We start from the raw sequence: 12,708 nt of genomic DNA, 5'->3' as shown, positions 1-12,708 counted from the left end.
CCTCCGTATTCAATTGTTAAGAACAGTATATGACTATTGACTGGGGGTTGATAGATACCGCGCTATTGGGTGCTTACATTTGAACAGTACATATTTGCATACTTAAGTAGGAAATCTTTCGAGACCCCAGTGCTTCTACTAATTGAAGAGAATAATTGATCAATGTTTGAGCCAACATTGCTTTCAAAAATATCTTTGTACCAGTCATCTAATTTAACATAGCTCAATAAGATATATGGCTCTTCAATAAAAGTCAACCGAACATCACTTTCTTCACGGTATTTATTGGCAATCCCCTGTTTTTCACACAAAGTATACAATTCAAACTCATCACTTAAATCCAAGTCATTCATCAAACGTGGTAGCGCATCATAAATACGCTCAAGATTAATTGGACCTGGATGATACCATCTAAGCTCATGTATCAGTCTAGACAGAGATTCTGTTTTACTAATTTTTGCTGGATCAATAAATTTGTACAGATCGTCTTTAGAAATAACAATCTGGCTATCCTTTATTAAGGCATCTTGAAATGCAAGTAATCCCTGACAAGCTACCAACGACCTCTTATCACAAAATTGTTTATATTCTTCAAAGAGGTCCTGGGTAAGTGGCGTTTTATAAATATGTTTAGCCGCAAATTCCCTTATACCACGTGAAGTATCTTGAGAAGCAACAATTTCGTCATTCACTCTGAATTTGTCTTTTTCGGTAGGAACTCTTGGTGAATCACCACTTAAAGGGTACTTTGGATTATATTTAATTAATGTTGGTGAAGAAGTCAGCGAAAAAGTTAGCTCGGAATTTATATATCTTTTAATATGTAATTTTATACATATCTCTGCTAATTCGAGGCCAGTCACAATATTCATTTCTTCAAACAGTTGAGCATTTTGCTGGACAACGTCGTTCAGATCGTGTTTGCCATTAGGCAACCTACTTATCACAGATACCAATTGCTCCTTATAGTGAGACGCCCAAGTTAGTCTGTAAAATCTATATGAATCTTTATCAGATTGAATCACCATATCTGAATACAATACCTTTGTCCTAAAATTAGCCAAGCTATTTTCTTTAGCGTCCAATCTGCCTATCTCTTGACAATACTCATTGTAACTGTTTAACAGACTCACATTTATTTGTTTAGGCTGATACATATTATTTCTGGCAAAAGATTCAAATACAGAATTAAACCCTTGGCGAGCGGGCTCTTTTAACCCATACACAGGATTTGATGTTTTTAATACCGACACATCTTTTGAATATTTTTTTGATGCATTTATAGATTCGGAACTTTCTACAATTCCACGTCTTTGTTCCTTCTCTACACGGTCATTTTCTATAATTGCTGGCTCTTCTATAATTCCTTCCTCATTCACCCATGTTGGTACATTTTTAATTATTAATTCTTCAACTTCACCAGTCGAAAGGCCAGTTTGGATTGCAATTCTAATAAAGGTTGCGTACTTGTGTTGGCCAGTATGTTGTTTTAACAACTTAACTAGCCAGTCTTTATCATTTACTGTGCCAATTCTGAAATGCATTCCTTCTTCAAAGGTTAATTTTTCAGTAATACTGTTCTCAATATGACGATTCTTACATAAATCTAAAAGGGATTTCACGGAATCTAAACCTAGATTTTTTCTTTGTGAATACTTCAACTCATTAAATACGTATCTAAGACTGTATAATCCAGGACTTAACTGTTGAAATATGGAAATTATATACTCAAAATCATCTTTTTCTTTATTTGAATTTGTATCTTTTGCCTTAGACAACGCCAAAAATTTTTTGTGGTTAACTTTTTCCGTCTTAGGATCAGTATAGGTGATATTTGAATAAGCTGGCTTGTATGGATCACTTACAATCTTGTCACTGTTCACCCAATTAGGAAGTAACCGCTCAATCTTTTTACGAATGCTAAGCGATGAAAAACCCGTTTCTTCTGAAATCTTGTTACTTGCAGAAATAATATTTTCGTCAACAAATTTCTTGAGTAGTCCTTTAAGCCACTCTTTTTCATCTACTGAGCCGATTCTAAAACGTGTTCCAGTCAAGAAAGTTAAAGTCTCATGTACTTTCTCTGGAAGATTTATCTTCTTACACAAATCAAGCAGCTCTTGCTTTGTAGTTATACTCAAATCTTCCATCAAAGACGGATTAGTATAGAACAGTAGTAACAGATCGTAATAACCAGGCTTCAGTTTATTAAATTCAAAAACCAGCTTTTCAAGTTTAAGAGCATTCTTTTCTGCTTCCACCACACTAGTATCAATACTTAATACCGTACCAGTTTCCTGTTCAAATCCCTCTTCTGGATGATTCTTATTCAACTGTTCACCAGGTTGATCTAACAATTTCTCATTTTCTTCCCCAAAAAGTTCCTTATCAAGAGAAATTGAATTATCTTTGACTGTATCTAAATATGGGCTTTCTTCATCTTGTGATAAGCTTGGCTCTGGTTTATCTGAAGCCACAGGACTAGTCTCTTTAATATCAGCAAAATTCTCATCTGTAAATAATTTGAGGGAATTGTGTTCACCTTCTGACAGAGAAAAATTATCTGCAGCTATGCGTTTAAGCTCATCAAGCAGCTTAGTATTACTTTGTGGCTCAAATAGGTCATGATTTGGGTTGATCCCCAATTGACCGAGATCTTTACATACGCGATTAATTGCGGCTTCTGCGTCTCCATAGTACTCACTACCGCGAAGACGGACAAAATGCCAGCCAAGGCGTTCCAAAATGGTCTGTCTTTCCATATCATTCCGGATCTGTTCCTCGCTACTGTGCCAACGTTCACCGTCGCATTCAATAGCAACTTTTCTATTGCCATCAATCGCAACCATATCGATCCGATATGCTCCAACTGGCCATTGCTGAACAAGCTTATAGCCCCTAGCGGCTAGCGCTTTCGCCACTTCTTCTTCAAACGGCGATTCCGCTTCTCTTTCTATCTTTTCATTTTCGATCATGAATGCATGTGGATTAGAAGCATACTCAAGCAGTTCCTTTCTCACATCCCCTTCTTGTAGGTCATTCGCATAATCTAAGGAGTTAACTACCCATAGTTGGTCTTTCGCACGGCTTACCGCAACGTTATATCTTCTTCTCCAGTCCTTCCCAGGCTGAGAATCAGGAGCTCCCATTTTTCTGATAGGTCCGACTTCCTTCTCATTGCTGTCAATCATGGAAAGAAATACAACATCTCTCTCATCGCCTTGAAATTCCGCGGAAGTACCACATAAAATTTGGTGTCTTTGGTATTCAGTCAAATTCAGCTTGCTTACTAGTTTATTTTGAATCAGCTTGGCTTGATCTTTACCGATCAAAGAGATCACGCCTATTGTCTTATCTTTATACTGTTTGACACAAAGCATGGCTTGAATAAGAGAGACAATCGTGTTAGCCTCAACTTCATTAGTTTTCCGTCTACCATCTCGATGACCATCAACACGATAATTGACCATAGCAGGCAATAAATCACTGCTACTACTGTCACGAAGTGGCTTGATTTTGCCATCATAACTCAAGCGGTTTGAAAAACCGATAATTTCTGGTACACAACGGAAATGTTCACGAAGCATCAAGGGCTGACAGATAGTTGCTGCGATGTCATACAAGGATGTATTTGCTGAAAACAAAGCCCAGTTAGGTAATACATCCTTAATAGTACTTGCAGCTAAAGAATTCAATTCATCCAATTTGGTAAAACTACCAGTTGGACTAACCTGTTTGTCATCCCCGACAATAATAACTTTTTTTGCCAAATACAAAACTGGCAAGGCCGACAAATCAGCTTGGCTGGCTTCATCAATTATCAAGACATCAAACTTGTTCTTGCCTGGAACCATATTGTTGGTTACATTGCTGAGGTTCATGATCCAAGCCGGGACCGCTTCTTGGCACTTAATCATCAGCTGTTGTGCTTGATTGCGGTACATCGCCGCATTCTTACCTTTGCCTTTACCAATCTTTTTAGTGAGTAACTTCCAACTCTGCAGATTCTTCTGTAGATCAGGGTTACATTCAGTTTTTTCCAATAAATGGCGCCAAGCTTCAGTTTCTGCTAGCTGAGCCGTAATCTTACGATATTCCTTACTCAGTTCACTGTTCTTTCTTTGAAGCTTCTCGAATGGCTCTGCAGTGATCTCAGCAAGTTTTTGACTATACTGCTTCCACTCCCAAGCCTCTTCAATATTTTCGGGTACCCTATCTAAACCAAATTTATCCTCACGATATTTGATCTTTTCTGCCCAGACAGGTGCTGCTGCAGAGAGCTTCTCCAAATATTTCTTCCTAGTGGCTTGTACAGCATAAAGGCTATAAAGGCGCTGAAGTTCTTGATAATCTTCTGAATACTGATTTGTATCTTTTTCTTTCCAATCGCTCTGCAATTTTTTACAAATATCTGCTATTCCCAGTTCATTAATTTTTGCAGTCAGTTCTTCATATTTGTCAACTTTCTTTTGGTATTCAATACACAGCAATTGTAGTTGACATAAAAATGGCAACTCTCCTTCAATTTTTGCAAAGATCTCTGAAATAATATCTGAATTGGATTGATCATAGGAAAAAGCAAATATGCTCTCTGGTTCGAACCCAGCCTGCTGCAATAACTTTTTCAGTTGAACAAAATCAGTATCATACCAATCCAGCCGCTTCTTGATCTGGTTGACATATTGCGAAGCTTGCAGTTCTGGGGCTCTTCCATTATTTAAGGAGTCAAAGCGAGGTTCACGAATCAAATCTTGCCAGTAATTGGCGCAGGTTGCCCGCAATTCCTGCAAATTCAAATAACCTAAAACCAAATCACAGTCTTCAGCATTCTTCATTGGCTGACCATTGATCTTTACCATGCTCTCCACTGCATCAAATTGCTTATTAACAAGTCTAGCTAGTTTTCCGATTTTACCTTTTTCAAGATACTTATCTCTCATCTTTGCGATTACCGAAGGTAAATCAACGGAGTTGTTAGTTTGAGTTATAGTTATCTCTTTACCAAAAAGTTTTGTAGCCAGCTCATTAGACAACTCTGCAGTAGCCGTAATTTGATCGCAAAGCATTTCCCAGCGTTTAGTCAAGCCACTACTTTCACCATTTTTACCATCTACTACAGCATCAAATTCCCATTGAGCCGTAATTCTTTCTTTTGAAAGAAAGTCTTGCAACTTCTCCGTTGGCTTAATATATTGCTGATCTGATTGCAGTGAAATACGAGTTCCATCATAAATAGCTACTTGATTTTCTTCATCATATTCAGCTTCAACATCAGAAATACAATTAGAAATTTTAGATCGCATACTTTGGACAGCAGCCAAGCACTCTGAAAGTTCCTTTGGAGAGGCGATTGTTCCCGGATCCGGTACCTCTTCAGTCAATTCCTTCTCTTCATTAGAATTTACAGAAGTATTTGTTTTGTAAAGCTCGGATAGCTCCTCATAACTCAATGGCAAAGGCGTATCGAGCTTGATTTTGCCTGGAATGTAATCGAGTTTTTCTGCATTTTCGCTGACAAATTTTGCAGCATCAGTCGGAGACATGCTATTTCCGTTGAAGATTAATGGCTTGTATTCCTTATATTTGATCTCGTAAATTCTTTGTCGCGTCTCTGATAATTTAGAAATAATTGAATCTCGAACATTAGCTTGTTCCTTAGCCTTCGCTCTCAATCCTTCTGAACTCTCATTAGACATATGCTCCGAGATACCGTCAATGGAACGCTCCATATCTTTATTTGAATCATCAAAAACTGCCACACACAGACTTTGTAATTCTTCTGGTAGCTTGTCTTTTAAGACGCTCAAAGCTTTTGAACTGTAACTTGAAACTAAAATACTCTGCCCTTGAGCTAAAAAATTACCAATTAAGTTGGCAATTGTATGTGTCTTACCAGTACCTGGAGGCCCTTGAACCAAGACCTTGTCTGAATGCTGAATCTCTCGAGCTATTTGCAGTTGTTCTTTGTTAGCAGGCTTCGCGAGAAGGATAGTTGGATCTTCCCCACCAACTTCTGCTAGTTCTTGTTCTACTGACAATTCTTGTGCCGGCTTCAAAGGACGAGCAGCTTGCTTACCAGTCAGATCTAATAATGTACTCGGGATGTCGCTCCCTTCTTCAATATCTGAGATCGTTCTATCAATAAACTTTGGAAGCCCATCTTGCTTGTTCTGTAGAATAAGCATTGGTTTAAATCTGATAAACAACTCATCTTGAGAATTTTGAAGTATTTCCTCATTTTCCTTGAGGAACTTACCCTTTGGACTTAGGCTATGAGCAGCAATCTCTAAAAATTCAATTACTTCTTTTCTATCAAGTGGGTGAATTGACGCTTCATCCAATTTTTGTTGCAATTTTTGAAATGCTTCAGATGAGACATTATTAATTTTCGAGAATAACAGATCATACAATTGACTATTACTGTTACCGTCTACAACAGAAATCGTGTTTTTACGATCATCAAATTCTATTTTGACTTTCTGTAACAAGATCGGGTGATTAATGTTTGGGTCATCTCTTAAGGTCAATAATCCATTGGCAATCATTAATTCATGTACTTCTGAATTTTGTGCCAAGTTTTGATAAAGATCAAAGAAATCTAGGAATAGCGCATTAACTTTTTCAAGAGGCTTCTGTCGAGATTGCCAAATTTCGCGATCTTTTAGCCAACTGTTATAATCAGTTACACGTTGTTCATCATCTTCGAAGGATTCGTATAATTGGGATTCATCGTCCTCTGAGTAGGGGGTACTTTCATTAGCGGTATTCTCTTGCTTGATAATGTCGAGGTGTTCTACTTGCTTTAAATAGTCATCCCAACCCACCTTAAGCCAATCCTTAAAACTCACATTCGGTTCCGGACACTTTTCAAATACCGGTTTCTGAATTTTTACAAGATAATCCGCTGAAGTTGATTCATCGTTCTCTAATTGCTCATCATGAAACCTAACTTTTACGTATTCTGTATCTTGTGGTAAATCAGATAATTTATATGACCAAGGTTGCTTACTCACGTCTGTAACAACTGACCTCTTTAATGAATTCATCCCTTTCAAAAAAGTTAACAGCTTGGTAACATTGCCACGATTTTCTTGAACATCCATCTTTTTCTCCAATTTTGATTTTTACTAGCTTAACAAATATATTATAGATGTTACAGATTTCATTTAAAAGACACCTTACTGATATATCTCATCAAGAATACAAATTAGATACAATTTTTGGACAGAACTATATTATTTCGATATCACATACCAAAGAAGCTCTCCCTAAAGCATTAGAGAGAGTCATCATTTCCTTGCCCTACATCATCGTCTGCTCAATATGGTGCGCGATATTCTTCCCGGCGCGGGCATCGCTTGGCGTCTTGGCCACCGTGGTGTTGTAGCGGTCATCGCCAAAGAAGGTCAGCCGGTAGTGCTTGCCGTCTTCCTCGATCCTAAAGCCGAATTCCTGCAGAGCCTTCCGGGTCTTGGCATCCATAATAGTGTAATTCTTCAGAATTATCTGAATTTCAGCCTTCTTTTTCCGGTAGACGCCGTTATAGTCATTTTTCTCGATCAGGTCTGAAAAAACATCGCTTCTTCTGCTTGGCTTGGTAACTCCACGGTCCAGTTCATCAGCCAAAACTGACAGCACCAGCTCCTTGATCTCCCCTGGATAGAGGTCTCCCTCATCCCCCATGGCCAAAACCGGCCGCTTGTCCATCTCGCCAAACTTGCTGTGTAAGCCCGCGTTTTCAGCCCGCAGTGCCTCATTCTCCTGGGTCAAGCTGTTAATCCGCTCCTACAAAGTTTTCAGCTCATCATCAAATTCAGAATAGACCTGTTCTTTCTCCGTTTCAGCCAGCTCCCGCTCTTCTCTCTGGCTCTCCAGCCGGTCCCTGGAAATTGCGTTCAAGACAAGACGCCATCCCAAGTATAAGCCCCATCTACCTGCTGACTGTTGCAGTACGTCATAACTGCGTATATCACGCTCTCCAGCATATTTTTCCTCTGCGCCGCGCTATCCTTATACCAAAAGTGCTTCGGCTGACCGGCCTTGTTTGGATAGTAGACTCCTACTGCCCCGTAATGCTCATTCAGCTCTTTGCTTGCTTCATCGTAGCTCGGACTCTCTTGAACCAGCACATGTGCCACGCCCTTGAGCTTGCTGGCCAGCAAATTCACGTCAACTGGATACTGACCCCGTTTAGTCTTAGACACATACACCACCGGCAGCTGATAGAACGACTCGCCCTTAATTACTTTCGCCAGCAGTTTAGAGTTGTTTTTGTCAATATAAATCGGCTCTCTAGCAACCGGCAAGTCCCCATCAGCTTGCATATGCCCTTCCTCAATCAAGAAGGTCAAAAAGTGCGGGGTAGAAAATTCCTGGTCCAGGTCATTTGCATCCCCCGTAAAACTGCGGTCCAGCTGGATGTGCATCTTACCTGCGGCAAAATTCATCACATAATCGCTGCTCCAGATCCGGTCATTTTCCTCGACTTTTTGATAGCGGATAGCAACAGTATTGCCGTTTCTGTACTCCTCGATCTCCAGCCAATGCTGGTCATCCCCGTACCTGACATTCATCTGCCCATCCCGGACCAGGCCTGGAATCACGTTCTCCTCGTACTGGCTCTCCTGGTTCCATTTGATCACCAACTGGATGAACTTTTCCATAGTCAGAGTGTCGTTAACATCAAGCATGGTCGAATACAGCAGCATATTTTTGCCCTCCTCTAAAGCAAAGTGAGCGATTACATTTAAATTATAGCCTATCAAACTGGAGTTTGCATCTGCTCTAATATAAAACTCTCTCTAAGCAAATAGAGAGAGTTGATTTGTATTGGAGAAGATAAATGATTACGCCCGTAAGTGATATTTCAAAAACTGTCTGGTTGATAAATCAACACCCCCTTTGAAGTAATGGGGGCTACTTAACCTTAACAGCCTTGGCTGCAGTTGCTGCCGTGGCCGCGGTAGCTGCAGTTGATGCAAGAGACCCGTGGCCTGGCTTGCCTGGAATGCCTAGAATGCCCGGCTTGCCCGGCACGCCTGGCTTACCTGGAACTCCTGGCTTGCTTGGGATACCTGGGATTACTCCCCAGCCTTCACCAAGGGCGCCGTCCCCTGCTGCCTTTTCAGCAGTCGCCGCGGTGGTTGCTACATCAGCATTTTTTGAAGTTTGCGCTACAGCTGCCGGGGTCAATGCGTCCGCGATAGCGCTTGGCAGGCCTATTTATAATAAAGCAAGCAGTGATGCTGGAAGGATAGCCAGCTTAACAATCTTTTTGATGTTCATGTTTTTTCCTCTCCATCTCATCTCTATTAAGTAATAACGCTATGCTTACTAATGCATATTATAATAATCATTAAGTCTAATTGCGATATCGGTATGAAAGCATAATAAAATACCAAACCTATTTAATTAGCCTTTAAGATAAGTCCCGGTCTCTCATGTAATATACTGATTCCGGTTCTCATATACATTATTTCTTGCTTATTGAATTTAACTTTTTCTGGTCAACCTGCTACACAGCTCTTATTTTTTGCACAAAAAATCCTTCCAAGCAGCTTGCTTGAAAGGATTTTATTTTCTTATTCCCACAAAAACTTCTGCAGGACCTGGTCCACCTGGCGGTTTTCATGGAGCCGGCTGTGCTGGCCGCCCTTGCCAGTGATCTTTACTTCCTTGTAGCTCTTGGCCTTGATTAAAAGATACTTGAGGGATCTTGATGAATTGTTGTAGACGCTGCCGTCTGACTTTTTACCAGTATCGCCGTAAATGTTTAGGACGTCAATCCCCTTCGGGTAGACCTGCCGAAGTCTGGTCAGTTCTTGATAAGTCGAATTCATTTTCTTCGGCTTGCCGGCTGCATCGATTGGGGAATCCTTCTCCATACCAACAATCCCGTTGAAGTGGCCGGCAATATCAACCTGTTTCTTGATCGTTGGAAAATTCTTTTTGGCAGAATAATCCATGATCATGTAGCTGATCGCCATATTGCCCATGGAGTGGCCGACCAGGTTCATCTTGGAAAAGCCCAGCTTCTTCTGGGCTGCCTTAACTGCCTTGTAGGCATACCAGCCATCCTTGTGGTAATCAGGATTCCGATTGTCGGAGAAGCCGACCAGAACGATTGGGTTCTTCGGATTATCCGCGAGCTTGCCCTTGATTTTGACTAACCCGTTTTCTTCAACCCTGGCTTCTAAAACTTCATTGCTCTTGCCTGCTTGTCTAGCTGCATTTGCCATGTGTTTTTCCGCGTTGATGCTGGACCCGTAGCCATGGAAGAAAAAGGTTACCGTTTCTTTGGCCTGCTCCTCTTTTTCCGCCTTAGTCAAAGGCTTTTGACAAGCCGTCAGGAAAAGCAAGGCGGTCAGCAGAACCGGGATAGTTTTGGCCAAAAATTTGCTTCTTGTTTTCGTCTTCATACTTTCCATCTTTCCAATTTGTTTATTTACTCACGTCTATTCTACTTAGATAATTCTTCACTGACAAATAGTAAGCAAAAAATCCTCCCAAATATCTCGGAAGGATCATTGTCATTTTCTCGTTTTTTTCTTACTTGTCCAAATGTCCGTCAAACCAGGTCTGGATTTCCTGCAACCGGCTCAAGCGGTTCTTTGGCCGCCCGCTTCTGGACAGTTCATGGTTTTCCCCGTGAAAGACCACCATCCGGCTTTCCACGCCGTGAGACATGAGAGCATGGAACATCTGCATCCCTTCTTCAACCGGGCAGCGGTAATCCTCATCTGAATTCAAAAACAGAGTCGGTGTCTTCACATTTTTCACGTACTTGAGCGGTGAGTGCAGCCAAACCTTTTCCGGATTATCATCTTCACTGGCCCCCACCTGGTCAACGCAAAATTCTGGGGCGATGTCAGACATATGTTCAAAGCTGAGCCAGTTGGAGATGGACCGCTGGGAAGCTGCCGCCTTGAAGCGATCGGTATGGCCAATCACCCAGTTGGTCATAAAGCCGCCGTATGAACCCCCGGTGATGCCTAAACGGGTCTGGTCGATGTCTGGATAAGCCGCCAAAACCGCGTCAGTAAACTTCATTAAGTCCTCGTAGTCTACTGTCCCGTAGCGGCCCCGCAGGTCCCCGTACTGGTTCCCCTGCCCGTTTGAACCGTGGATGTTGCAGAAGAAGACGAAGTAGCCGGCTCCGGCCCAAACCTGCATCTCATGGAAGAAGGCCTTGCTGTAAGTGGCGCGGGGGCCGCCGTGAACGTCCAGGATCGCCGGGTATTTTTTGCCTGCCTGGTAATCCTTTGGCAAAAGCAACCAGCCGTGCTGGATCCCGTCTTCAACTGATTCATATTCGACTTCGTTGACTTTAGCTACGTATTTGCCGGCTAAAGCCTGGTTATTGTAGCTGGACAATTTTTTCACCTGGCCATTTTTAACCAGGTAGAATTCCAAAAGCTCGTTGGCAAAGGCTGCTTCCAGGAAAAATTCATTTTCACCCGTCAAACGGAAACCCTTGATAATGCCGTCCGTGGCAAAAAACGGCTTGACCTCCTGCCCGTCAAAAACGTAGATTTCATCGTGGTCAACGATGGTGGTCACGAAGTAGAACTTGTCGCCATAGACGTCAAAGGCATTGCCGCCGATCACCCCGCAGTCCCCGGCAATCGCGCTCTGGCCGGAATTGTCAAAGTTAGCTGCTAATTCCAGGCCATCTTCCGTCAGCCGGTAGAATTCCGGATTTTCGTTTAATCCGGTCTTTTTATGAGTGTTAGCGAAGCAGTAGACTTGATTGTTAAGAGCAAAAATCGCTGAAACTTCGGCCTTGCCTGCTGGTAAAAGGAGCTTAGCATCACCAGTACTTGGATCAACTTCATAGACCGCCCCGTCAAATGGCCGCCGGGTCTGGTAGCTGACCCCGACTACGTAGACTTTTTCCTTGGCAACAAAGGTCTCCATGACCGTGAAGTTCGGATCGTCTTTAAAAAGTTCAGTCAGCTTTTCTTCTGCCAAGTCCCAGACATAAAGGCGGTCGCGGAGCTTGTTGATGTAGCCCTGGCCGTTGAAGTAGTATGGCAGTTCATCCAGGACCTGGTAATCGGTGGACTTTTTCTCAGCTAAATCTACCCGTCTGGACAAAAGGAGATAGTGGCCGGCAACGGAATTGATTACCTGGTAGCCTGCTTCTTTGAAATCAGCAACTTTTGCCGGACTGGCTTGGTCAAGTTCTTGCTTGTAGAGCAGGCAATTGCCTTTGCCCTCTTGAGCGGTGTAGTAGACACTATTATCTACCAAGGCATAGCTCTTTTCCTGCCCCAAAGTCGTTAAGCGCTTGAGCTCACCATTTTCAAAGACGTCCAGCCAGTTCCAGTAGCCTTCTCCATCGGCTTTGGCCTGGTTTCTGGCCAGTACTGCCCGTTGCCCGTTTGCTTGCAAGTTGCCCAGGCTGACGACTTGATACAAATCTTCTGCTTTAACTGCTTCCATTGTTCTTTTTCCTCCTGCATCTTGTATTTAGGTGACTTCATTATAGCAAAGTTAAAGTATTAAATTTACGCTTAATCTGGATTTTTTGTAATAAAACTGATTTTTCTGCCAAAATTGACCATATCGGCTATAATTTGGTTAACGCTTACATGCGAAAGGAGAAAAATATGACACTTGATAGAAAAATTTTCGCCAATTGCAAGAATAAATTGAACACTTACCATAACATCTAGCAGATTTTGACTATCTACGCCGGTAAATGCG

The 12,708-nt window shown here is 41.8% G+C and carries 7 protein-coding genes; all 7 read right to left on the bottom strand.

Going from position 1 to position 12,708, the window contains the following annotated elements; all coding sequences use genetic code 11:
- Positions 1-62: 62 nt before the first annotated feature.
- Entirely contained in the window at positions 63-7,103 is a 7,041-nt protein-coding gene (locus QP860_RS09965) for a PDDEXK-like endonuclease domain-containing protein (RefSeq protein ID WP_013439670.1), read from the bottom strand.
- Between the two features lie 199 nt (positions 7,104-7,302).
- Positions 7,303-7,770, bottom strand: coding sequence for a hypothetical protein (locus tag QP860_RS09960; protein WP_013439671.1), 468 nt, complete (start codon positions 7,768-7,770; stop codon positions 7,303-7,305).
- Positions 7,771-7,895: 125 nt separating this feature from the next.
- A complete protein-coding gene (locus QP860_RS09955; RefSeq protein WP_013439673.1) occupies positions 7,896-8,708 on the bottom strand; it encodes a hypothetical protein in 813 nt (270 codons plus the stop codon).
- Between the two features lie 208 nt (positions 8,709-8,916).
- Entirely contained in the window at positions 8,917-9,192 is a 276-nt protein-coding gene (locus QP860_RS09950) for a hypothetical protein (RefSeq protein WP_013439674.1), read from the bottom strand.
- 389 nt (positions 9,193-9,581) lie between these two features.
- Positions 9,582-10,418, bottom strand: a complete 837-nt coding sequence (locus tag QP860_RS09945) for an alpha/beta hydrolase (protein ID WP_013439675.1) — start codon at positions 10,416-10,418, stop codon at positions 9,582-9,584.
- Positions 10,419-10,548: 130 nt separating this feature from the next.
- Positions 10,549-12,444 carry an alpha/beta hydrolase family protein gene (locus QP860_RS09940; protein WP_013439676.1) on the bottom strand — a complete coding sequence of 632 codons (1,896 nt, stop codon included), beginning with the start codon at positions 12,442-12,444 and terminating at the stop codon, positions 10,549-10,551.
- A 71-nt stretch (positions 12,445-12,515) separates the two neighbouring features.
- Positions 12,516-12,708: hypothetical protein (locus QP860_RS09935; protein WP_284912691.1), on the bottom strand; the 193-nt coding region annotated here is incomplete at its 5' end.

This window comes from Aerococcus sp. UMB1112A, assembly GCF_030230715.1.
Taxonomy (GTDB): domain Bacteria; phylum Bacillota; class Bacilli; order Lactobacillales; family Aerococcaceae; genus Aerococcus.
The sequence above is the reverse complement of the archived record's forward strand: the minus strand, read 5'-3'. Positions and strand labels throughout refer to the sequence as shown.